The 23168-nt window shown below is 46.4% G+C and carries 19 protein-coding genes and 1 pseudogene; 11 read left to right on the top strand and 9 right to left on the bottom strand.

From position 1 onward, the window contains the following. Nucleotides 1-411 precede the first annotated feature (411 nt). The 6 genes and pseudogenes from GQS64_RS01325 to dapF form a co-directional block, all read right to left on the bottom strand. Complete coding sequence (locus GQS64_RS01325) at nt 412-897, bottom strand: hypothetical protein (protein WP_198230390.1); 486 nt, start codon at nt 895-897, stop codon at nt 412-414. Further along, nucleotides 898-1659, bottom strand: a complete 762-nt coding sequence (gloB, locus tag GQS64_RS01320; protein ID WP_198230389.1) for a hydroxyacylglutathione hydrolase — start codon at nt 1657-1659, stop codon at nt 898-900. Nucleotides 1660-1693: 34 nt separating this feature from the next. Then, nucleotides 1694-2368 (bottom strand): septation protein A, encoded by a 675-nt coding sequence (locus tag GQS64_RS01315; protein ID WP_077994341.1) that lies wholly within the window; start codon nt 2366-2368, stop codon nt 1694-1696. Then, nucleotides 2365-3294, bottom strand: a pseudogene (ftsY, locus tag GQS64_RS01310) (signal recognition particle-docking protein FtsY); the annotation flags it as partial. The gene GQS64_RS01315 and the pseudogene ftsY, both read right to left, overlap by 4 nt. Before the next feature lie 432 nt (nt 3295-3726). Beyond that, nucleotides 3727-5010: a tRNA (N(6)-L-threonylcarbamoyladenosine(37)-C(2))-methylthiotransferase MtaB gene (mtaB, locus tag GQS64_RS01305; protein ID WP_198230387.1), complete on the bottom strand. Its 1284-nt coding sequence runs from the start codon at nt 5008-5010 to the stop codon at nt 3727-3729. Next, nucleotides 5010-5855 (bottom strand): diaminopimelate epimerase, encoded by an 846-nt coding sequence (gene dapF / locus GQS64_RS01300; RefSeq protein WP_198230863.1) that lies wholly within the window; start codon nt 5853-5855, stop codon nt 5010-5012. Before dapF ends, mtaB begins: the two co-directional genes overlap by 1 nt. A gap of 501 nt (nt 5856-6356) precedes the next feature. Here dapF and GQS64_RS01295 point away from each other — a divergent pair. The 10 genes from GQS64_RS01295 (at nt 6357) to lpdA (ending at nt 18487) form a co-directional block, all read left to right on the top strand. Next, a complete protein-coding gene (locus GQS64_RS01295; RefSeq protein ID WP_198230386.1) occupies nt 6357-6899 on the top strand; it encodes an AprI/Inh family metalloprotease inhibitor in 543 nt (180 codons plus the stop codon). A 60-nt stretch (nt 6900-6959) separates the two neighbouring features. Then, on the top strand, nt 6960-8102 hold the full coding sequence (zapE, locus tag GQS64_RS01290; protein ID WP_198230385.1) for a cell division protein ZapE: 1143 nt from the start codon (nt 6960-6962) through the stop codon (nt 8100-8102). Between the two features lie 334 nt (nt 8103-8436). Continuing rightward, entirely contained in the window at nt 8437-9399 is a 963-nt protein-coding gene (mdh, locus tag GQS64_RS01285) for a malate dehydrogenase (RefSeq protein WP_077994333.1), read from the top strand. Between the two features lie 93 nt (nt 9400-9492). Continuing rightward, entirely contained in the window at nt 9493-10689 is a 1197-nt protein-coding gene (sucC, locus tag GQS64_RS01280) for an ADP-forming succinate--CoA ligase subunit beta (RefSeq protein WP_077994331.1), read from the top strand. Nucleotides 10690-10693: 4 nt separating this feature from the next. Further along, on the top strand, nt 10694-11596 hold the full coding sequence (gene sucD, locus GQS64_RS01275; protein WP_077994329.1) for a succinate--CoA ligase subunit alpha: 903 nt from the start codon (nt 10694-10696) through the stop codon (nt 11594-11596). A 133-nt stretch (nt 11597-11729) separates the two neighbouring features. After that, nucleotides 11730-14726 (top strand): 2-oxoglutarate dehydrogenase E1 component, encoded by a 2997-nt coding sequence (locus GQS64_RS01270; RefSeq protein WP_198230384.1) that lies wholly within the window; start codon nt 11730-11732, stop codon nt 14724-14726. Between the two features lie 33 nt (nt 14727-14759). Further along, nucleotides 14760-15980, top strand: a complete 1221-nt coding sequence (gene odhB / locus GQS64_RS01265; RefSeq protein ID WP_077994325.1) for a 2-oxoglutarate dehydrogenase complex dihydrolipoyllysine-residue succinyltransferase — start codon at nt 14760-14762, stop codon at nt 15978-15980. 16 nt (nt 15981-15996) lie between these two features. Next, entirely contained in the window at nt 15997-16392 is a 396-nt protein-coding gene (locus GQS64_RS01260) for an MAPEG family protein (protein WP_077994324.1), read from the top strand. A gap of 3 nt (nt 16393-16395) precedes the next feature. Then, the gene (locus GQS64_RS01255; RefSeq protein ID WP_077994322.1) at nt 16396-17034 is read left to right on the top strand and encodes a LysE family translocator; all 639 of its coding nucleotides are present in this window, start codon (nt 16396-16398) and stop codon (nt 17032-17034) included. Between the two features lie 46 nt (nt 17035-17080). Beyond that, a complete protein-coding gene (lpdA, locus tag GQS64_RS01250) occupies nt 17081-18487 on the top strand; it encodes a dihydrolipoyl dehydrogenase (RefSeq protein WP_077994320.1) in 1407 nt (468 codons plus the stop codon). A 393-nt stretch (nt 18488-18880) separates the two neighbouring features. Here lpdA and GQS64_RS01245 read toward each other — a convergent pair whose 3' ends face one another. The 3 genes from GQS64_RS01245 to GQS64_RS01235 are packed head-to-tail and all read right to left on the bottom strand — an operon-like array spanning nt 18881 to nt 22439. Further along, on the bottom strand, nt 18881-20005 hold the full coding sequence (locus GQS64_RS01245) for a TraB/GumN family protein (RefSeq protein ID WP_198230383.1): 1125 nt from the start codon (nt 20003-20005) through the stop codon (nt 18881-18883). A gap of 40 nt (nt 20006-20045) precedes the next feature. Beyond that, a complete protein-coding gene (locus GQS64_RS01240) occupies nt 20046-21284 on the bottom strand; it encodes a saccharopine dehydrogenase family protein (RefSeq protein WP_198230382.1) in 1239 nt (412 codons plus the stop codon). A gap of 57 nt (nt 21285-21341) precedes the next feature. Continuing rightward, complete coding sequence (locus tag GQS64_RS01235) at nt 21342-22439, bottom strand: carboxynorspermidine decarboxylase (RefSeq protein WP_198230381.1); 1098 nt, start codon at nt 22437-22439, stop codon at nt 21342-21344. A gap of 176 nt (nt 22440-22615) precedes the next feature. Between GQS64_RS01235 and GQS64_RS01230 the strand changes: the two genes are divergently transcribed. Further along, nucleotides 22616-23074, top strand: a complete 459-nt coding sequence (locus GQS64_RS01230) for a BA14K family protein (protein ID WP_198230380.1) — start codon at nt 22616-22618, stop codon at nt 23072-23074. Nucleotides 23075-23168 lie beyond the last annotated feature (94 nt).

Genomic DNA, 23168 nt, shown 5'->3' with positions numbered 1-23168 from the left:
TCTTTTTCACTCCGGAAGCTCCGCAAAGTTACTCTTATCCATGTGAAAACTCTTTGTAACTTTGTTTATGAAAATGACATCCGGTTTGTCCCGATCGTAAAAAAATGACCTGAAAAGAACATAGAAAAAGAGTCGAAAAATATTTAAGTAAAATTGTATAATAGTCTCCTATCTGATAATACAAATAACATAAATCTCTTTTCTTAATGTGACTGTTTATATTTTTAAAAGTATTGTTTAGGTTTAAATATTTATAATTTACTGAACTATTACATTTATATCTGAATATGATGTTTTGTTTTATACAAGTCCGGTGTTTAACTGATCGCGTTACGAAAAAGCACGTGAAAAAATTAATCAAACCTTACGCTATTCAAGGTAGTCCCGATTTTGACAGTCGGCAATAAAATTCTATTGTTCGAGAACCTTACGAATGCGGTCGGCAAATTGTTTTCCGAATTCGAGATTTTCCTTTGAAACTGTTGTGCTATCGTCAAATATCGCATCCTGATCTTCAAGCGAGGATGCAGCAGCCAGACTTGCTTGTAATGCCAGATAACCGACAACGTAATCTTTTGGTTCAAGCGCATTTTTTTTCAAAATATTCATGACGCGCTCATCTTTTGAAATGGTTTTAACGAGCCCGTCAATACTGCCGTCATTTCCGGTTTCGGATTCCGAAAGCCTGATCGTGGACTCCGACATTTCCTTTTGGACATTTTCCATCTTAGCCAGAAAAGCTTCATTCAAAGGATATTCCGCTACAATCTTAGGATTACCCGTCGGAGAGAGATAGAATTCGCTTTGCTTGTCATTCTGCTTTGGCGCATCTTCGCCAAAAGCGGCAACCGGAAAAACAATCAAACAAAGGGCAATGACAAATCGCTTGATAAACATTCAGAAATGATCCTTGCGTTTTCTTAATTCGGCAAAAACAGCGACATCCGAAGCATTTTCCATCTTCAATGTTTTGCATATATCGGGGTCATCACAGCGTAAAAAGGGATTTGCCGCTTTCTCGCTTTTGATCGAGCTTGGGAGCGAGGTTTCACCGACTGCGATAAGCCGGTCAACAGCAGCAGCGCGATTGATAAGCGCAACATTATCGGGATCGACCGAGCGTGCAAACCGCGCATTTTCTTTGGTATATTCATGCCCGCAATAAAGCTTTGTATCGTCGGGAAGAGCTTTGAGCTTTTCAAGCGAAGAAAACATCATCTCGGCTGTTCCTTCAAACAGTCTCCCGCAACCCAGAGAAAACAACGTATCACCGGTGAAAACCAGTTTGTCATGAGGAAAATAATAGCAGACGGATCCAAGCGTATGACCGGGAGTTTCAAGCACTTTCACATCGAATTTTGCGAATTTGCAGCCTGATTGTTCATTGACCGCTTCATCAAGTTCACCAATTTTGTCGGCTTCACGTTCCGGCCCGATGATTTTTGTGCCATAAACGGCTTTAAGTGCGGTAATTCCCTCGATGTGATCCATATGATGATGGGTTATGAAAAGGACATCAAGCTTGTAACCTTTGCGGTCAAGCGTTTCACAAATTGTCTTTGCGTCCGGCGCATCAATAGCCGCAGTCAGTCCGCTTGCCTCGTCATGAAGCAGAACTCCGAAATTATCACTGCGGCAGATGAACTGTGTAATTTCCATTGTTTCAATCCCATCGGTTTTTGAAATTCCCGACCTATTCATCGAGCTTTGTCTGTTTCACACCTATTGGCGAGGTTGCATGTTTCATGACAATCGGCATTTGTGCAATCATAAAAATAATGGTGATAGGCATGACACCGAAGACCTTGAATGTCGTCCAGAAATCATTGCTGAAATTTCGCCATACCAATTCGTTCAAAACGGCAAGAAAAATAAAAAACCATGCCCAGCGACGGGTTAGAATTTTCCAACCTTCATCATCAAGTTGAAAGGCAGAGTCGAGCACATAACCGAGAAGCGATTTATTGAAAGCGAGACCACCGAACAGGATAAGGCCGAACAGTGTGTTGATAATTGTCGGCTTCATCTTGATGAATGTATCATTATGGAGCCAAAGCGTTAAAGCCCCGAAAATCAATACAAACACGCCGGAAATAAGCGGCATGATCGGGAGTTTTCGTGCAATAATCCACGAGGCAACGAGTGCGATAACAATGGCAACCATGAAAATCGCCGTGGCAGGAAAAATCGGTTTTTCAAACCCCTGAAACAGGCCGACATGTTTGATAAGCCATTCGCCTTTGTAGTTGGCAAAGAAAAACACCACCAATGGCCCCATTTCGAGAACGAGTTTGAGTGCCGGTGACATATGAAGCTCTTTCACCGCTTTGGTATCTTCCGGATCGGGTTCAAAAAGTGAATTGGTCATTCGTGTTTTCCTGCTATTGCTTCGGCAAAGTCCGAAGCTGCAAAGGGTTCGAGGTCATCAATGCCCTCTCCTACCCCGATAAAATATACCGGCAACTTGTATTTTGCCGCTATTGCAACAAGAATGCCGCCGCGCGCTGTTCCGTCAAGTTTTGTCATGACAAGGCCGTTCACACCGGCAATGTTGCGGAATATTTCCACCTGGTTCAGCGCATTCTGGCCGGTTGTCGCATCAAGTGTTTGTAAAACAGTGTGTGGCGCATCCGGATCATGCTTGCTTAAAACACGCACAATCTTGGCAAGCTCGTCCATCAGTTCGGTTTTATTCTGCAACCGTCCTGCCGTGTCAATGATAAGAACATCACTTCCGGCAGCTTTGGCTTTTTCATAAGCGTCATAGGCAAGGCTTGCCGCATCGGCACCGAGTTTGGTTGAAACAACCGGTGCATTGACACGGTCTCCCCAGATATGGAGTTGTTCGATAGCCGCAGCACGAAAAGTATCACCAGCCGCGAGCATCACCTTTAATCCGCCGGCGGTAAGCTTGGCCGCCAATTTTCCGATTGTTGTGGTTTTCCCCGTTCCATTCACACCGACAACCAATATGACATGCGGCTTATGGCTCAAGTCCAGTTCAAGCGGGCGGGCAACCGGTTCAAGTACTTTCTTGATCTCGTCACTCATGATCGTGCGTACTTCGTCGGTTGATATATCTTTGCCATAACGACTTGATGCGAGAGTATCGGTAATACGGAGAGCGGTTTCAAGACCAAGATCGGCCTGAATGAGTACATCTTCGAGATCTTGCAATGTCGCTTCGTCAAGCTTGCGCTTGGTAAAAATGGAACTGATCGAATCACCAAGTTGACGGGAGGAACGGGCCAAACCGGTTTTCAACCGTTCAAACCATGACATTTTTTTAGGTTCATGGAGGGGCAAATCCGGTTTGCTGACCTTGTTTTCGTTGCTTGTTACCTTGTCGGTAATTGTTACGGTGTTGTGAGCAGGAAGGTTGGTTCCGGCCTCGGTTGTCTCTACCCTTTGTGAACCGACAAACTCCGCTTCCGGAATTATCGGTTTTTTTGCCGGTTGATTTTCAACCTTTTTCTTTTCGGCTAAAGCGGGTTCTTTATCTTCCGACGGAATATCCGGCCGCTCTTCTTTCGTTTCGACCGGTTTGTTGTTTTCGGTGTTTGTGGCTTCGCTCTGTTTTTTTGCCTGAGCTGCCTTATAGGCTTCAAAGGGTGACAAAGCGGGTGTTGCAGCATCTTTTGTCACATCGTTGTCTGAATCCGTTTTCGGGTTCGAGCCAAAAGAAAAAACTTTTTTAAATAAACCTTTAGCCATAAAAATCCCCGGTCAGGCAGCGTTACGTTCGTCGAGCTTGGCAATAAGCTTGTCACCATCCTGGCCGACAATGTGGCCTTTAACGATGGTTCCGGCAATTGCACCGTCGATTTTGGTCAGTGTGAAATCCTCCGTACGGCCGATTCCATCATGTTCGACAAGAATCATGTGTTCGGTGTTTTGTAAATGCTTGAGATGGTCGTTATAGGCTTTTTGCCCCTTTTGCCGCAGTTTTTCCGCTCTCAGTTTGACAATGTGCCGATCAACCTGCGGCATACGGGCAGCCGGTGTGCCTTCCCGCGGGCTATAGGGAAAGACATGAAGATGTGTCAGTTTACAATCATCAACGAGTGCCAATGTATTTTCAAACATTGCATCGGTTTCGGTCGGAAAACCGGCGATAAGATCGGCGCCATAAACCATTTCGGGGCGTCTGTCGCGTAAATCATTGCAAAACCGGATTGATTGATCGCGTAAATGACGCCTTTTCATCCGTTTCAAAATCATATTGTCGCCAGCCTGAAGTGAAAGGTGCAAATGCGGCATTAACCGTGGTTCATAAGCCAGTAATTCCATCAATTCATCATCGACTTCTACCGAATCTATTGAAGAGAGGCGCAAACGCGCAAGATCGGGAACGTTTCGCAAAATCGAACCGACAAGTTTTCCAAGCGTTGCCTTTCCGGGAAGATCAGGTCCATAGCTGGTAAGATCGACACCGGTGAGGACAACTTCCTGATAACCGTTTCCGTTAAGGCGTTTTATCTGTTCGACAACTGCACCCATTGGAACCGAGCGTGACGGACCCCTTCCATAGGGAATAATGCAGAAAGTGCAGCGATGATCGCAACCGTTTTGCACTTGCACGAAAGCGCGCGAATGACCTTCGATCGAGTCAACCATATGGGGCGCATTTTCTTTCACTTCCATGATGTCGTTGACTTTGAGTTTCTCGTAATTATTGACACCGAAATCAGGGAGCTGCCGATAGGAATGGGCATGCAGTTTTTCTTCATTCCCCAAAACCAGATCAACTTCATCCATATCGGCAAAATCCTGCCCCAGAGTTTGGGCAGCACAGCCTGTTACAATGATACGTGCAAGCGGGTTTTCACGCCTTGCTTTGCGAATTGCCTGTTTTGCCTGACGTACGGCTTCAGCCGTGACCGCACATGTATTGAAGATGAAAGCGCCGTTTTCCAGCTTATCAAGACCGGCTTCAGCACTTTCTTTGCGCATGACTTCTGATTCAAATGCATTCAGCCGACAGCCGAAGGTGACAATTTCAGTTGCCATTACGAAATCCTTTGATATTCACCCGAAACCGGATCGAACTCTCCGCTAAACTCGAATTCCGTTGGTCCCGTCATGATGATATGGTTGTCTTTATCCCATAAAATATCGAGTTTTCCACCCGGTAAGGTTACCGTTACATGCCGTTTTGTGAGCGCACGTCTTGATGCGGCAACAGTTGCGGCACAAGAAGCGGTGCCACAGGCGCGTGTAAGGCCTGCTCCCCTTTCCCAAGTCCGCAAAGTCAAAGAAGTGGGCGATGTGACATGGGCAATTGAAATATTGCAGCGTTCGGGGAAAAACGGGTCATGTTCAAGTTCGGGACCATATTTATCAAGAGCTATTTTCTCTATATCATCGCCAACAAAGAAAATTGCATGCGGGTTTCCCATAGAAACAAGCGAGGCATCACGAAGCGGCCCGCGACCGATAGAAGCATGATTTGTGTCGTCGATAGCGTGTGACACAGGTATTTCCTGCCATTCAAGATGGGGGACCCCCATATCGACCGATACCAAACCGTTTTCACGACGTTTTGCCCTGACAATGCCGGCAGCCGTGTCCAGTTTGAAATTGTCGCCCAGATTTTGTTTATAGAGCCATTCAACAACACAACGTGTACCATTTCCACAGGCTTGAGCCTTGGATCCATCCGAGTTCCATATCACAATGTGATAATCACCACCGGATTTTGTCGGCTTGTGGACTGCCATTATCTGGTCGAACGCCGTATCGCGTTTTTTAGAAAGAGCAATCGCTGCCTCCGGCGTAATGTCTGTTTTGGCCTCGCGCATATCGGCAACAATTATCTCGTTGCCAAGACCATTCATTTTTTCAAAAGGGATCATATTTGCCATCTACCTGATATTTATTACGATAATATGGCTGAAAATCCAAAAAAATTCCAGCACAAGCACTTTTTACAGTCGGAATAGACCGGAGATATATAAAACCCGGAGAATATAAAACCCGGAAATGTCTAAAATATTGACCGGATTTTGAAAATGATTGCGGTTGTCTGTGTTAAAAGCCGGTTTGCGGCCATATTTTATTGCTCTTTCCGGTAATTTCTCGATTTAAGGTAAACAGCTTTCCGGAATGAATGAGTTTTAAAAAAATATAATAAAAACAATATGTTATAAAAATCCTATCAAGACTGGCTATTTTTCTCATCGTATGAAAGTCCCGTTCATTGTCCGCTTTCTTTGTGAATCATGAAGAGAAGCGGATGTTTTTCTTTTTTTCTGATACTTTTTTGCTATGTATAGTCTTTAAATAAAATTTAACCATCATGCCTTTCCTTTGTACGGATTTTACTGCGCAATCATGCGATTGAAGAAAGTAGGAATATGACAGTCTCGAAGAATTCACTTCTGGTGTTGACAGTTATGGCAACAATGCTTGCCGGTTGTGCGAATTCACGATTCGGCAACAATGGCGGCGGTGAGCCACCGCAAGTCGTTATGCCGGGACCGGCAAGTTCGGGCGGGGTCAGTCAATCGGAGTTGCCGCCGCCGGATAATTTTCCGTCAGCGCCTAATAATAGCGTAAGTAGCAGTATCCCGCAGTCGCAAACCGATGTAGCCAGTCTTCAACCACCTACAAACGCTTCCGATTTAACGCCTGGAGCCATTGCCGGTGTATGGAAGGCGTCGGTTGGCGGGCTGAATTGCCAGATTGCAACACCACAGACCAAATATGGTCAAGGCTATCGCGCCGGACCATTGCATTGTCCTGAAGCCTTCACCAAGGTTGCGTCATGGGCGGTAAGCGGAAAGCAACTGAATTTCTATGATGGTGCAGGTAGTCCTGTCGCAACACTTTATTCTGCCGGACCAAGCCGGTTCGAGGGAAATACGGTAAACGGTCAAGCCGTTATCTTGAGTCGTTAAACAGTTTTCGGAGAGGCCATAAGGCCTCTTCAATTTTTTGATACAAGGAGGGGCTTGTTAATGGGATTGATGCGTGAGCGCTATGATGCTTTGGTTGAAAACGGTGAAATCAGCCGCGATGAAGCACAGATTGCCTTGATTTCCCATTTTGACCGTCTTCTTGACGAGCTTTCTGTCAAGCGTGTATCGCAAAAAAGTTCGCCGCTCGGCTGGCTTTTTGGCAAACATAAAGACAATCATTCAGGTGTGCATGGCCTCTATGTTTACGGCGAAGTCGGTCGTGGCAAAACCATGCTTATGGATTTGTTTTTTTCCTGCCTGCCCGATGGCGACAAAAGGCGCGCCCATTTCAATGATTTTATGGCAGATGTGCATGATCGGATAAACCGTCACCGACAGGCATTGACACGTGGCGAAACCAAACAGAACGACCCTATTCCTCCGGTTGCTTCAAGCCTCGCCAAAGAAGCGAAAGTCCTTTGTTTTGACGAGTTTACGGTTACCGATATTGCCGATGCAATGGTGCTTTCAAGACTGTTTACCGCTTTATTCAAGGACGGTGTAACGCTTGTTGCCACTTCCAATGTTGCACCCGAAAATCTTTATAAAAACGGTCTCAACCGGCAATTATTTTTGCCTTTCATCAAGATTCTCGAAGAAAATGTCGAGGTTTTCAATCTTGATGCCGATACAGATTACCGGTTGGAAAAAGCTGATCGAAAGCCGGTTTATATTACACCGCTCGGCCATGTCGCACAGGAAAAGATGGATGCAGCATGGGCACTCATTGAACAAGGGCACATAGCAAAACCGGAAATTGTCGATGTTCGCGGTCATCCGGTTCACGTGCCGCGCGTTGTAAATAATGCTGCCCGCTTCGATTATATAGATCTTTGCTCCGTTCCCTTGGCTGCTGCTGATTATCTAGCTTTATCAAGCCGTTACGATACTTTTTTCATTGATAATGTGCCGATTATGGATGACGAGCACCGAAACGAGACAAAACGTTTCATTTTGTTGATCGATACGCTTTATGATCGTCATATCCGTTTGTTTATTTCGGCGGCGGCAACTCCCGATAAACTCTATCAGGGAAAGAACCAGACGACCGAAACATTCGAGTTTGAACGTACTGCATCACGTCTTTTTGAAATGCAAAGCGAGGAATATTTGGCCAATTGGAGTGAAAAACAGGTCAAATAATACGAAAAAATCGCCCAACACGTGTAAATTGTGTCGATTTGACGCACAAAAGTGAAGAAAAATTGACGTTTACGTAAAGTGAATTCAATATAACCGTTTGAATTTATTGGATTTCGATAATTCTATTGTAATTTTCCACGATTCAGCCTATCGACGATAGAGGTGTAGATCTTGAAGCGGCGTATCGACGTGACAAAATCTATACGGGAGTTTTAACAAACCCGACTTTCTATCCGGTCTTTCGAGCCGGGTAAAAATGAGGGGCGTTTGTATCACGTCGGAGAGGAGCAAATCTGCTTTACAATTCCGACAATTTTTTAGGGAAGAAACCAGAATGGCACGCAATAAAATAGCTCTCATCGGTTCAGGTATGATCGGGGGCACATTGGCACACTTGATAGGTCTCAAAGAACTTGGCGACGTTGTCTTGTTCGATATTGCCGAAGGTGTACCACAGGGAAAAGGTCTTGATATTGCCGAATCTTCACCGGTTGAAGGTTTCGACGCCAAATACACCGGCGCCAATAGCTATGCAGCTATCGAGGGAGCCGATGTTATTATTGTGACAGCAGGTGTTCCCCGTAAGCCCGGAATGAGCCGTGATGATCTTCTTGGCATCAACCTCAAAGTTATGGAACAAGTTGGCGCCGGAATTAAAAAATACGCTCCCAACGCATTTGTTATCTGCATCACCAACCCGCTTGATGCAATGGTTTGGGCTTTGCAAAAATTTTCAGGTCTTCCGGCAAACAAGGTTGTCGGCATGGCCGGAGTTCTCGATTCCGCACGTTTCCGCTATTTCCTCGCTGAAGAATTCAAAGTTTCGGTTGATGATGTAACGGCATTTGTTCTGGGCGGTCACGGCGATTCAATGGTACCGCTTGCCCGTTATTCGACAGTTGCCGGTATTCCTTTGCCTGATCTTGTCAAAATGGGTTGGACAACCGAGGCAAAGCTTGAAAAAATTATTCAACGTACCCGCGATGGCGGTGCAGAAATTGTCGGTTTGTTGAAAACCGGTTCTGCTTATTATGCTCCGGCAGCATCGGCCGTTTCGATGGCAGAAGCTTATTTGAAAGATAAAAAGCGTGTTGTACCGGTTGCTGCGCATCTTTCCGGCCAGTACGGCGTTAAAGACACATATGTCGGTGTTCCTGTTGTTCTGGGCGCTGGTGGTGTCGAACGCGTTATCGAAATTGAACTTGATAAGAAAGAAAAAGAAGCTTTCGATAAATCTGTCCATGCTGTTCATGGACTTTGTGAAGCTTGCTTAAAACTTGCACCAAACTTGAAATAAGTGGGGGGTTGCCCCACTTTTTCATTCACATAAGTCGGATATACCGATTTTCCGGGACCGGACTTTCGGCCCATAATAGAAAAGGAAAAATGAATGAATATCCATGAATATCAGGCCAAGCGTCTGCTTCATGAATATGGCGCACCGATTGCAAACGGTGTTGCTGTCTATTCTGTAGAGCAGGCAGAGGAATGGGCAAAAAAATTGCCCGGACCGCTTTATGTCGTTAAAAGCCAGATCCATGCTGGTGGCCGCGGCAAGGGTAAGTTTAAAGAACTTGGTCCCGATGCTAAAGGTGGCGTCCGTCTTGCAAAATCGGTTGAAGAAGTTGTTGCCAATGTCAAGGAAATGCTTGGCAAAACACTTGTAACCAAGCAGACGGGTCCGGCCGGAAAACAGGTAAATCGTCTTTATATTGAAGATGGTGCCGATATTGAACGCGAACTTTATCTGTCAATTCTCGTCGACCGTACAGTCGGAGAGATCGCTTTCGTCGTTTCGACAGAAGGCGGCATGGATATCGAGACCGTTGCACATGATACACCGGAAAAAATCCTCACCCTTCCGATTGATCCGGATAAGGGCGTTACTGCTGAAGACAGCGCAAAACTTTGCGATGCTCTGAAGCTTGATGGCGTTGCTCGTGAAGACGGATTGAAACTCTTTCCGATTCTTTACAAAGCTTTTGTCGAAAAAGACATGAGCCTTCTTGAAGTCAACCCTCTGATCGTCATGAAAAACGGCCATTTGCGGTTGCTGGATTCAAAAGTATCGTTCGACAATAACGCACTTTTCCGTCATCCCGACATTGTCGAGTTGCGCGACACTTCCGAAGAAGATCCGAAGGAAATCGAAGCTTCCAAACATGATCTTGCCTATATTGCTCTTGATGGCAATATCGGTTGCATGGTCAACGGTGCCGGTCTTGCTATGGCAACGATGGATATCATCAAGCTTTATGGCGGCGAGCCGGCAAACTTTCTTGATGTTGGTGGTGGTGCTTCCAAAGAACGCGTAACTGCCGCTTTCAAGATTATTACAGCCGATCCCCATGTGAAGGGCATCTTGGTGAATATTTTCGGTGGCATCATGCGTTGTGATGTTATTGCTGAAGGTGTTCTGGCTGCGGTCAAGGAAGTCGGTTTGAAGGTTCCTCTCGTTGTCCGTCTTGAAGGTACAAATGTCGATAAGGGGAAAGCTCTTATCAACGAGAGTGGTTTGAATGTCATCTCGGCGGATGATCTTGATGATGCCGCCAAGAAAATTGTTGCAGCCGTAAAGGGAGCTTGAAGTCATGTCGATTCTTATCAACAAGGATACAAAAGTTCTCGTGCAGGGTTTGACCGGTAAAACCGGTACGTTCCACACCGAACAGGCACTTGCCTATCATGGAACCAAAATGGTTGGTGGCGTTAACCCGAAAAAGGGTGGCGAAACCTGGCACGGTTCCAATGGCGAGGAATTGCCGATTTTTGCAACAGTTGCCGAAGGCAAGGACAAGACCGGTGCCGATGCATCTGTCATTTATGTTCCGCCGGCAGGTGCTGCTGCTGCAATCATGGAAGCGATTGATGCCGAAATCGGCCTTATTGTTTGTATCACGGAAGGTATTCCGGTTCTCGATATGGTCAAGGTCAAGGCGAAATTGAGAAAATCGAAGTCCCGCCTTATCGGCCCGAACTGCCCCGGTGTTCTCACACCCGATGAATGCAAGATCGGCATTATGCCGGGATCGATCTTCAAAAAAGGTTCGGTCGGTGTTGTATCGCGTTCCGGAACTTTGACCTATGAAGCTGTTTACCAGACAACGGTCGAAGGTCTCGGTCAAACAACAGCCGTCGGTATTGGTGGCGATCCGGTCAAAGGCACAGAATTCATTGATGTGCTGGAGATGTTCCTTGCAGATGACGAAACCAAGTCGATTGTTATGATCGGTGAAATTGGTGGTTCTGCCGAGGAAGACGCTTCCCAATTCCTGATTGATGAAGCCAAGAAAGGGCGCAAGAAACCGGTTGTCGGTTTTATCGCCGGTCGTACAGCACCGAAAGGCCGCACAATGGGTCATGCCGGTGCGGTCATATCGGGTGGCAAAGGTGGAGCCGAAGACAAGATCGCTGCTATGGAAGCAGCCGGTATTCGGGTTTCCCCGTCGCCCGCACAAATCGGCAAGACTCTCGTAGAGGTTCTTAAAGGCTAATTACAAAAAAGCCACTCGGACGGCCGGTTCGGGTGGCTTGAATTTTTAACAGAAGCAAATGCTTCTTCAACACCAATTCGTAGGGTACTCCCACGGATATCAAGGAGACGGAACAGGCGTTCCGGCAGAATATATGGCAAGGCAGGACCAGACAAACGATCTTTTTGAACAAACTTCGTTTTTATATGGTGGCAATGCTGACTATATAGATCAGCTTTATGCCGAGTATGAGAAAAACCCCGCAAGCGTTGATCCGCAATGGCGCGAGTTTTTTGAAAATTTGAAAGATAACAAGGAAGATGTGCTCAAAAATGCTGAAGGCGCATCCTGGCAGCGTGACAATTGGCCGGTAAAACCGGAAGGCGAGCTGGTATCGGCTCTTGACGGCGATTGGTCGGCTGTTGAAAAACACATGGGCGACAAGCTCAAAGGCAAAGCAGCAGAAGCAGCCAAAAAAGGCGGCTCGGCTGTCAGTGATGCCGATATTATTCAGGCTACACGCGATTCAGTGCGCGCAATAATGATGATCCGCGCCTATCGTATGCGCGGCCATCTCCATGCAAAACTCGATCCGCTACAATTGCGTGAAGCACCGGAAGATTATAACGAATTGTCGCCTGAGACCTATGGTTTCACAACGGCTGACTATGATCGTAAAATATTTATCGACAATGTTCTCGGGCTTGAATATGCAACAATCCCGCAGATGTTGGAAATATTGAAAAACACCTATTGCAATACAATCGGTGTCGAATTCATGCATATTTCCGATCCGGCAGAAAAAAGCTGGATTCAGGAACGGATCGAAGGCCCGAACAATTGGGTATCGTTCACGCCTGAAGGTAAAAAGGCGATTGTCCATAAGCTCGTCGAAGCCGAGGGCTTTGAAAAGTTTCTGGATACAAAATATAAGGGCACAAAGCGTTTCGGTCTTGATGGCGGTGAATCGCTTATTCCGGCTCTTGAACAGATCATCAAGCGCGGTGGTGCTCTTGGTGTTGAAGAAATCGTTTTCGGCATGGCTCACCGCGGGCGTCTTAACGTTCTCTCGCAGGTGCTCTCCAAGCCCCATCGCGCAATCTTCCATGAATTCAAGGGTGGCTCTTATAAGCCTGATGATGTTGAAGGTTCGGGCGATGTGAAATACCACTTGGGTACGTCTTCCGATCGCGAGTTCGATGGCAACAAGGTGCATTTGTCGCTTCTTGCCAACCCGTCCCACCTCGAAATTGTCGACCCTGTTGTAATCGGCAAAACCCGTGCAAAACAGGATTTGCTTGCCGGTCCGAGCCGCAGTGATCTTGTTCCGCTCAGTGAACGGGCGAAAGTCATGCCGGTTCTTATCCATGGTGATGCGGCTTTTGCAGGGCAAGGCGTTATTCAGGAAACATTGGGTCTTTCGGGGCTGAAAGGTTTCCGTGTTGCCGGTTCTATCCACTTCATCATCAACAACCAGATCGGCTTTACCACCAATCCGCGTTTCGGTCGCTCGACGCCTTATCCGTCAGATATTGCCAAAATGATCGACGCGCCGATTTTCCACGTCAATGGCGATGATCCGGAAGCTGTTGTTTATGTTGCCAAGGTTGCAACAGAATTCCGCATGATTTTCCATAAACCGGTTGTTATCGACATGTTCTGCTATCGCCGGTTCGGTCACAATGAAGGTGATGAACCATCCTTCACACAGCCATTGATGTATAAAGCCATTCGTGGTCATAAAACCACTTTGGAACTTTACGACGAGAAGCTGGAAAAAGAAGGCCTTATCAAAGCCGAAGAACTCGACCAGCAAAAGCGCGAGTGGCACGACAAACTTGAACAGGAATTTGAAGCAGCCACTTCCTATAAGCCGAACAAGGCCGATTGGCTTGATGGCACATGGACAGGCTTGAAAGCCGCCGACAATGCCGACGATCAACGTCGCGGTGCAACCGGTGTGCCGATCAAGACACTGAAAGAAATTGGTGAACGTCTGGTTGACATTCCTGCCGATTTCCATGTTCACAAGACCATTAAGCGCTTCCTTGATAACCGTGCAAAAATGTTTGAAACAGGTGAAGGAATCGATTGGGCAACCGGTGAAGCTCTGGCTTTCGGTTCACTCGTAATCGAAGGTGCTCCGGTTCGTCTTTCCGGTGAGGATGTCGAACGTGGTACATTCAGCCAGCGTCATTCTGTTCTTTACGATCAGGAAAACGAAAACCGCTATATCCCGTTGAATAATCTCAAAAAGGGTCAGGCCATTTATGAACCGGTCAACTCGATGCTTTCGGAAGAAGGCGTCTTGGGATTTGAATATGGATATTCACTGGCGCAGCCTCTCGGCTTGAATTTGTGGGAAGCCCAATTCGGTGACTTTGCCAATGGGGCACAGGTTCTTTTCGACCAGTTCATCTCGTCTGGCGAACGCAAATGGTTGCGTATGAGCGGCCTTGTTTGCCTGTTGCCTCACGGATTTGAAGGTCAGGGACCTGAACACTCTTCAGCCCGTCTTGAACGTTATCTGCAACTTTGTGCAGAAGATAATATGCAGGTTGCCAATTGTACGACACCGGCAAATTACTTCCACATCTTGCGCCGTCAGATCAAACGCGATTTCCGCAAACCGTTGATCCTGATGACACCGAAATCCTTGTTGCGTCATAAACGCGCTATTTCATCGTTGAGCGATATGGGAGCCGATACAACGTTCCATCGCTTGTTGCTTGATGACGCCCAACAGCTCAAGGATCAGGCAATCAAGTTGCAGAAGGATAACAAGATCCGTCGCGTCGTTCTCTGCTCTGGCAAGGTTTACTACGACCTTTACGAAGAGCGCGAAAAACGCGGCATTGACGATGTCTATCTGTTGCGCGTCGAACAGCTCTACCCGTTCCCGGCAAAAGCCTTGATTACTGTGCTTTCCCGCTTCTTGCAGGCGGAAATCGTCTGGTGTCAGGAAGAGCCGAAAAATATGGGTGCCTGGTCGTTTATCGAACCGTATCTTGAATGGGTACTGGCTCATATCGGTGCGAAATATCCGCGCGCCCGTTACGCCGGTCGTCCCGCAAGCGCTTCGCCGGCAACAGGGCTCATGTCGCAACATCTTCAACAGCTTGCCGCGTTCCTTGAAGACGCGTTGGCTTAATTCTCAAATCACTCTGACGTATGGAAAAAAATTATGGCTAATGAAATCCGTGTTCCTACTCTGGGCGAGTCCGTTACTGAAGCAACCATTGGGAAATGGTTCAAAAAGGTTGGCGATGCTGTCGCTATGGACGAGCCGCTGGTTGAACTTGAAACTGATAAAGTGACAGTCGAGGTTCCCTCGCCTGTCGCCGGAAAACTGACAGAAATCACTGCCAAAGAAGGTGACAATGTCGAAGTTGGCGCGCTTTTAGGCGCAATTGAAGCCGGTGCTGCGGGCAATGTTGCTCCGCAGCCGAAAGCCGCACAACCGGCTCCGAGTGCTCCTGCACCACAACCGGCAGCAAGTGCACCGGCAGCAGCTTCCGGCTCGATGCAGCCAGCTCCTTCAGCAGCCAAGCTCATGGCTGAAAACAATCTGTCGGCCGGTCAGGTTGACGGTTCGGGCAAGCGTGGACAGGTGCTTAAAGGCGATGTTCTTGATGCACTTGCAAAAGGCATTTCGTCGGCTGCTCCGGTTGCAGCACCGCGCGCGGCTTCCCAACCGCAAGATGCTGCACGTGAAGAACGCGTCCGCATGACAAAATTGCGCCAAACAATCGCCCGTCGTTTGAAAGACGCACAAAATACCATGGCAATGCTCACCACTTTCAACGAAGTGGATATGACGGCTGTTATGGACTTGCGTAAACGCTACAAGGAAATGTTCGAGAAGAAACATGGCGTCAAGCTCGGCTTCATGGGCTTCTTCACCAAGGCTGTTTGCCATGCTTTGAAAGAAGTTCCTGCTGTTAATGCCGAAATTGACGGTACCGACATTATTTACAAGAATTACGTCAATGCCGGTATTGCCGTTGGTACAGCCAAAGGCCTTGTTGTTCCGGTTGTCCGTGACGCAGACCAGCTTTCAATCGCAGGAATCGAAAAAGAAATCGGTCGCCTCGGTCGTCTGGCACGTGATGGCAAGCTTGCTGTCGCCGATATGCAAGGTGGCACATTCACCATCACCAATGGCGGTGTTTATGGTTCATTGATGTCCACACCTATCCTGAATGCTCCGCAATCGGGTATTCTCGGTATGCATGCCATCAAGGAACGTGCTGTCGTCGTCAATGGTGAAGTTGTTGCCCGTCCGATGATGTATCTTGCTCTTTCTTATGACCACCGTATCGTTGATGGTCAGGAAGCTGTTACATTCCTCGTTCGCGTTAAAGAATGCCTTGAAGATCCGGAACGTCTTGTTCTCGATCTTTAAAAAGGGATAGTCGCAAATGAATGCACCAGCAGCATTATTGGCCATAAGTGTCATATTGTTGTTGGTGCATATTTTTTTGCAAGCTTTTCTCACAACACGTGAATTGGGACGAAGCTGGAACGCCGGACCAAGAGATGGCGGAGAAACGCCGAAATCTGTTTATGCCGGTCGGGCAATGCGTGCCAGCGCCAATTTCCGCGAAACTTATCCGGCATTTCTGGCATTGATGTTGCTTGGTGATTTTGCACCCAATAATATCATGTTGACCGTGGCAGGAGGATCTATATGGGTATTAGCAAGGATTATCTATATTCCGCTTTACCTTTCGGGCATCCCCTATATTCGTAGCATTGTCTGGCTAATTTCCATTTTCGGATTGGTCATCATGCTTGTCGCTGCTTTCTGGAGATGATTGATGGCTCCTTATCTGGTCGAATGGTCAACATTGATGGCTGTGTTCGCAATTGCGGCAATAACACCGGGTGCCGATTTTGCATTGATTTTGCGCCAATCGCTGGTTCATGGGCGGAAGGCTGCTTTTGCAACCGCTTTCGGCATCGGAGCGGCTTTGCTCTTTCACGTGAGTTACACGATTCTGGGACTTGGGTTGCTCATCTCGAAATCCCTTATTCTGTTTAATGTCGTTAAATGGCTCGGTGTTCTCTATCTTCTCTATATCGGCATTAAAAGCATCACCTCGCGTGGTGTTGCTGGTGGAGAAAATGAAAATGGAAAAAGTAGGAAAACACGGCAGAGTTTGAAAAAAGCATTTTTTGCCGGATTTACCGTTAATGCTCTTAATCCGAAAGCGGTGTTTTTCTTTCTTTCGATTTTTTCGACATTTGTCGCACCGGTAACGCCTATGGCCGTCAAGTTCGGCTATGGTTTATCGATGTCGGCACTTCTTATTGGATGGTTCGTTTTGGTTGGCATTTTTATGACGACCCCTGCCATTCGCTCATTATATCAACGCGCCGCCAAATGGATTGATCGTCTTTGCGGAGCAGTTTTCATCGCATTCAGTATCAGGCTTATGTTTCAGAAAGCCTCGTAAGTTTTAGAAAATTCAGGTCTCAGCGGCCGTAACGAAAGGAAAAAGAATGTCTTATGATGTTGTCGTAATTGGAGCAGGTCCCGGTGGCTATGTTGCAGCAATCAAGGCTGCGCAACTCGGACTAAAAACAGCAATCGTTGAAAAGCGCGATACATTGGGCGGTACATGTCTTAATGTCGGCTGTATTCCTTCCAAAGCTTTGCTCTATGCTTCAGAAATTTTTGCCTCGGCTCAGCATGGTTTCGAGGCTCTTGGGGTTTCGGTTTCCAAACCCAAACTCGACCTTGCGGGCATGATGGCTCACAAGCAGAAAACCGTTGATGGTAACACAAGCGGTGTCGCTTTTTTGATGAAGAAAAACAAGATTGACACCATTTACGGCACGGCAAAAATTCTTGGGGCAGGCAAAGTCGAAGTTGCCGCCAAGGATGGCTCGAAGCAGACTCTCGAAACCAAAAATATCATCATCGCAACAGGTTCCGACGTTGCCGGTATTCCGGGGCTGAAGATCGATATTGACGAAAAAGTTATCGTTTCCTCAACCGGTGCTTTGTCGCTTGCCAAAGTGCCCCAGCACATGGTTGTTGTCGGCGCCGGTGTAATCGGTTCGGAGCTTGGTTCGGTCTGGAGCCGGCTTGGTGCAAAGGTAACAGTTGTCGAATTCCTCGACAAGGTTTTGGGGCCGATGGATGGTGAAGTGTCCAAACAGTTCCAGAAACTCATGGAAAAACAGGGCATCGAATATAAACTCGGCGCAAAAGTAACCGGCGTTGAAAAAACCGCATCCGGCGCAAAAGTTACCTTTGAACCGGTCAAGGGTGGTTCGGCTGAAACTCTTGAGGCCGACATTGTTCTCGTTGCAACCGGTCGGCGTCCTTACACGGAAGGGCTTGGTTTGAAAGAAGCCGGTGTAACACTGGACGAACGTGGTCGGGTGAATATTGATTCACATTGGCAAACGAATATTGCCGGAATTTACGCGATTGGCGATGTTGTCAAAGGTCCGATGCTTGCTCATAAAGCGGAAGATGAAGGCGTTGCTCTGGCTGAAATTCTTGCCGGTCAAAAAGGCCATGTCAATTATGATGTCATTCCGAGTGTCGTTTATACCGAGCCGGAAGTCGCATCTGTTGGTAAAACCGAAGAAGAACTCAAAGCAGCCGGTATTGAATATCGCGTTGGCAAGTTCCCCTTCTCGGCCAATGGTCGTGCCCGCGCTATGTTGAAGACCGACGGATTTGTAAAAATCCTTGCTTGTGCCAAGACCGACAAGGTTCTGGGCGGTCATATTCTCGGCTTCGGTGCCGGTGAAATGATCCACGAAATTGCTGTCTTGATGGAATTTGGCGGCTCGTCGGAAGATCTGGCACGGACCTGCCATGCTCACCCGACAATGTCGGAAGCTGTGAAAGAAGCTGCATTGGCTGCTTTTTCAAAACCGATCAATATGTAAGCGAATTGACATATCTTTCAAAAAGGCCGCCTTCGGGTGGCCTTTTTATTGTAATCAAACCGGATTGATAAGGTCACTCCGGAATTTTCAGGTCAGGTTGGAACAGAAGCGGCAATTTTCTCTGACAATCGGGGTTCAATCACGAAAATACGTCAATATTATTCGTATTAATGAATGCAATGGCAAAACTTTGCTTTGAGCTTTGTCGGTTAAAGAAGCTATTGTTGATTTAATAAAAGTGACCAAACCGGAAAAACAGAAAAAGCTGTTATCCGTTACCTGTCGCAAACAACAGGGTGAACGCGCAATTTCCGACCTTGAAGAGCCTATCTTAGAGATTAATAAGTCGCGACAAAAGAAAACCTTCTGCCGATATATTGTTTTTTTTTATTGTCAAAGTTTTATCGGGCTAACCTGATAGCCATGTTTGCGTAATTGTTCGACAAGGCCGCTATCGTCAACCATATGCGCCGCACCGACCGCTATGAAGCTGTTTCCTTGTTCAATCAAAGGAAGTGCGCGTTCAGACATGCGTAGATTGCGTTTAGTCATTAAAATATCTTTAAAAATGTCCTGATCTTTTTCGCTGACCGTCGTTTTGAACATGGTATCAAGAGCCAATATTTCGCCAATGCGACTTTGTTTATAAAGTTGCATTTCCGTATAAAACATATTGGCGTAAAACTTGGGATTATCGAGGTAGTCTTCGATCGAGTTTGCCTGAAAACTCAACGGTAATTTTTCAATCGCCGATAATTGTTCATCAACTGTTTCAAGGCCGAGAACCGGTTTTCCAAGTTTTTTGGCGTTTTGCCCGATTTCTACATCAAGTGCATGGTATCCATAGGCTTCTCGACGCGCTTCACAGGCCGGAAGGCTCAATGTCATCCAGATGAACCATGGCTTGTTATTGGCAATAAGCTGAAAAGGTAGGCCGTGGGTTTCAAATGTGGTCTTAAGCTTTTGGAATTCTTCCCTCGAAAGCCCGTCCTTGAAACTCTCGCCTTTTTTGGGGGTAAGAAAATCGGGCGAGGCAGCAAGCTTTGTTGCCATGGCTTTACCATTATCATCCGCCGCCTCGCTCAGTTCGAGGGCGACACGATCTGCATTTTCGAGCGCGGTTTTGACCGACGGAGCAAGATTGACAATGGCCGGATCGCTAACATGCATTGTGCCGAAAAGATAGGACGGTCTCGTTCCTTTCTTTTCAACCTTCCAGAATCGCGCATTGCCATTTTTTATTTTTTTGGCACGGTTCAGAAATTTCCGGTTTTCCTCTTTTGAAAATTTTTCGGTTAAATCCTCGCCGGAGCAGACAGGCGGCTCTTCATGTTTTTTTTGCTCAAGAAGCGCCTTCGGTAAAAATTTTTCAAAAAATTTTGGTTGTGACGCTGTCTCTTCACTGCTTGATGCCGGTGAAGAAAAGCAAAAAGTGCCGGCAAAAAAAGCAAAAAGAAAAGCAAAACGTCTCGAAAATCTTGCGATCGTCCTGAAATTTATTCGGCTTTTCTTTTTCATCACAGCCTTCCGGTTTATCAGCTCGTGTCAGTCATTAAAGCTATAAATCAAGCTTTTTATCTTCTTTTCCTTCGCGAATTCGGGTGGGAAGCCCCATTTCATCAAGCTTCTTCAGAAATGGTTTCGGTGGCAATTCTTCCACATTGGCCATGGTTTTTACATCCCAATCACCAAGCGCCACCAATATGGCCGCTGCAACGGCCGGAACACCGGCTGTGTAGGAAATAGCTTGTGAGCCTGTTTCAAGATAGGCTTCTTTGTGGTCGGCAATATTATAGATGAACAGTTCACGCTCTTTGCCGTCTTTTTCACCCTTGATAAGGTCGCCAATACAGGTCTTGCCGGTATAATCGGGTGCAAGCGAAGACGGATCCGGTAAAACAGCTTTGACCACTTTGAGTGGCACAACTTCCAGACCTTCAGCCGTTTTTATAGGCTGTTCGGATAGAAGCCCAAGATTTTTCAACACATTGAACACGGTGATGTAGCGTTCACCGAAACCCATCCAGAAGCGGATATTCGGCACATCAAGATTCTTTGACAAAGAATGGATTTCGTCATGACCGGTCATATAGGTATTGCGCCTGCCGACAACCGGCAAATCCCATTCATGACCGATTTCAAACATTTTGTTTGAAACCCACTTGCTGTCTTGCCACGACCAGACCTGACCGGTAAATTCGCGGAAGTTGATTTCCGGATCGAAATTGGTGGCAAACCAGCGCCCGTGACTACCGGCATTGATGTCAATAATGTCAATATCGCTGATTTTATCGAAATAGTCGTGATGGGCAAGTGCTGCATAAGCATTGACCACGCCGGGGTCGAAACCTGCTCCGAGAATGGCCGTTACTTTACGGGCTTCACATTCTTCGCGGCGCGGCCACTCATAATTGGCGTACCAAGGGGGAGTCTCGCATATTTTTAGCGGGTCCTCGTGAATGGCGGTATCAATATAGGCTGCACCGGTTTCAATACAGGCCGACAAAACCGACATATTGAGAAAAGCCGAGCCGACATTGATAACAATTCGGCTTTTTGTTTTGCGAATAAGGTCTGCTGTCGATTTTATATTCATTGCATCAAGGTGGTGAGTTTCAAACACACCTTTCACCTTCATGGATTTTTTCTCTTTTACAGATGCAATGATCGACTCGCATTTTTGCAATGTTCGTGATGCGATATGAAGATCACCGAGAATATCGTTATGTTGAGCACATTTATGAGCAACGACCTGAGCTACTCCACCTGCGCCAATAATCAGGATATTCTTTTTCATTCCCGGTTTGTCTCCTAAATTCTGCTTTCAAAATCTTTGTTAAACTTGGCGCCTTTTTCAAGAAAGGCTTTCACAATAGTCTTTATACCCGAATTCACGTTGAACACGAATGGTTCCATCCAATTCTTTTATCGCAATAGCGGGCATATTAAGACCGTTGAACCAGTTTTTTTTCACCATTGTATAACCGGCTGCATCTTCTATCGACAAATGATCGCCGATTTTCAACTTTTCAGGAAAACGGTACGTTCCGAAAATATCGCCCGCAAGGCATGATTTGCCACAAATCATAATTTCATGCGCCCCCTGATTTGGCGAAATTTTTGCTTTTTCCCGATAAACGAGAAGGTCAAGCATATGGGCTTCGATCGAACTGTCAACAATCGCGAGATCTTTGCCATTATGCATGGTGTCGAGAACGGTAACTTCGAGTGTTGCACTATTGGTAATAGCCGCTTCTCCCGGTTCAAGATAAACCGTTACACCATATTTATCCGAAAAACGCTTGAGCCTGTCGGCAAAAGCTTCAAGCGGGTAATCTTTGCCGGTAAAATAGATACCGCCGCCAAGGCTGATCCATTGCACGTGGTGAAAAAGTTCGCCGAATTTCTGTTCTATATCGGAAAGCATCCGGTCAAATAACGAAAAGTCGCCATTCTCGCAATTATAATGAATCATGAAACCGTTTACGAGCGGCAAAACCGCTTCGATCTTTTCATAACTTGTCTCGCCAAGACGACTGAAAGGACGGGCAGGATCGGCAAGGTCGAAGCCGGAACAACTGACCCCCGGATTTAATCGCAAACCTCTTTCGATATTTTCGGATTTTTTTGCAAATCTGTGAAGCTGGTTGATGGAATTGAATATGATTGTATCGGCATAAGTGATTGCTTCATCAATCTCGTAATCGGCCCAAGCGACGGAATAGGCATGGGTTTCTTTACCGAATTCTTCTTTTCCCAAACGCAGTTCATAAAGAGATGACGATGTGGTGCCATCCATATATTGCGCCATAAAATCGAAAACGCCCCATGTTGCAAAACATTTCAACGCCAAAAGCGATTTTGCACCCGACAAATCACGAAGGCGCGCAATTTTTTCCATATTGCGCAGCAACTTCGATTTGTCGACAAGGTAGTAAGGCGTTTGAAGCATTTTTCAATCCTGTAATGGCCGGTTTTGTATGATGGCTTTCAAAGCCTCGAACACATATAGAAACACATTTCTATAAGCGCAAATATGTTCTTCATTAACTATAGCAAAAAAGAGTGCAGTTTTCTCGATTTGATGTCTGCTATAGTCCTCATGTGTCGTTCTGGGAAGGATTCTTAATGCCTAAAATCAATAAATCTTTTTGTTTTTTTGTTGGACTGCCATTGGTCGGATTGGTTACAGTTTTTTCCACATTGGCGGCCGACTTTGATGGAAACATTGCAGTTGCACAAAACTCCAGAACAACCGAACCGACAGCCGTAACCAGCCAGAGCCGTGGCGAATTGAACGGTTTCAAAGGCTATCGTCATCACCGTACCGGTTATAAAAAACATACAGATGGCTGGTGGTATCCGGAAGCAGCATTTGAGCCCGGAGCACATGCCGATAGTAGCAATGTAAAACTTAAAAAAACGCCACAAAAATCCAAAAAAGAAGATGACAAGCCATGGCTTATCAAAAACCATGTCGATTTTTGTTCGTCAAAATATAAGTCCTATACAAGTTCCGACAACAGTTACCAGCCTTTTGACGGCCCGCGAAAACAATGTGTATCGCGCTATTACAGCCCGAAATGAAAATCGTCCGGTTGATGGAAATCGGACTTTATAAACTCCCCATTCCGGTGAAATGAGGAAATTTAAAAAAAACGACAAATTTTTCCCGATTAAG

Source organism: Bartonella sp. P0282 (assembly GCF_048452985.1).
Taxonomy (GTDB): Bacteria; Pseudomonadota; Alphaproteobacteria; order Rhizobiales; family Rhizobiaceae; genus Bartonella; species Bartonella choladocola.
This window is presented reverse-complemented; position numbering and strand designations above follow the sequence as displayed.

Bases quoted from the DNA above. Each gene is read 5' to 3' on its own strand.
- gloB (WP_198230389.1), bottom strand. From the start codon at position 1,659: ATGGAAATTACACAGTTCATCTGCCGCAGTGATAATTTCGGAGTTCTG.
- GQS64_RS01295 (WP_198230386.1), top strand. From the start codon at position 6,357: ATGACAGTCTCGAAGAATTCACTTCTGGTGTTGACAGTTATGGCAACA.
- sucD (WP_077994329.1), top strand. From the start codon at position 10,694: ATGTCGATTCTTATCAACAAGGATACAAAAGTTCTCGTGCAGGGTTTG.
- GQS64_RS01255 (WP_077994322.1), top strand. From the start codon at position 16,396: ATGGCTCCTTATCTGGTCGAATGGTCAACATTGATGGCTGTGTTCGCA.
- GQS64_RS01240 (WP_198230382.1), bottom strand. From the start codon at position 21,284: ATGAAAAAGAATATCCTGATTATTGGCGCAGGTGGAGTAGCTCAGGTC.
- GQS64_RS01325 (WP_198230390.1), bottom strand. From the start codon at position 897: ATGTTTATCAAGCGATTTGTCATTGCCCTTTGTTTGATTGTTTTTCCG.
- GQS64_RS01245 (WP_198230383.1), bottom strand. From the start codon at position 20,005: ATGAAAAAGAAAAGCCGAATAAATTTCAGGACGATCGCAAGATTTTCG.
- GQS64_RS01270 (WP_198230384.1), top strand. From the start codon at position 11,730: ATGGCAAGGCAGGACCAGACAAACGATCTTTTTGAACAAACTTCGTTT.
- sucC (WP_077994331.1), top strand. From the start codon at position 9,493: ATGAATATCCATGAATATCAGGCCAAGCGTCTGCTTCATGAATATGGC.
- mtaB (WP_198230387.1), bottom strand. From the start codon at position 5,010: ATGGCAACTGAAATTGTCACCTTCGGCTGTCGGCTGAATGCATTTGAA.
- zapE (WP_198230385.1), top strand. From the start codon at position 6,960: ATGGGATTGATGCGTGAGCGCTATGATGCTTTGGTTGAAAACGGTGAA.
- lpdA (WP_077994320.1), top strand. From the start codon at position 17,081: ATGTCTTATGATGTTGTCGTAATTGGAGCAGGTCCCGGTGGCTATGTT.
- GQS64_RS01235 (WP_198230381.1), bottom strand. From the start codon at position 22,439: ATGCTTCAAACGCCTTACTACCTTGTCGACAAATCGAAGTTGCTGCGC.
- mdh (WP_077994333.1), top strand. From the start codon at position 8,437: ATGGCACGCAATAAAATAGCTCTCATCGGTTCAGGTATGATCGGGGGC.
- GQS64_RS01260 (WP_077994324.1), top strand. From the start codon at position 15,997: ATGAATGCACCAGCAGCATTATTGGCCATAAGTGTCATATTGTTGTTG.
- dapF (WP_198230863.1), bottom strand. From the start codon at position 5,855: ATGATCCCTTTTGAAAAAATGAATGGTCTTGGCAACGAGATAATTGTT.
- odhB (WP_077994325.1), top strand. From the start codon at position 14,760: ATGGCTAATGAAATCCGTGTTCCTACTCTGGGCGAGTCCGTTACTGAA.
- GQS64_RS01315 (WP_077994341.1), bottom strand. From the start codon at position 2,368: ATGACCAATTCACTTTTTGAACCCGATCCGGAAGATACCAAAGCGGTG.
- GQS64_RS01230 (WP_198230380.1), top strand. From the start codon at position 22,616: ATGCCTAAAATCAATAAATCTTTTTGTTTTTTTGTTGGACTGCCATTG.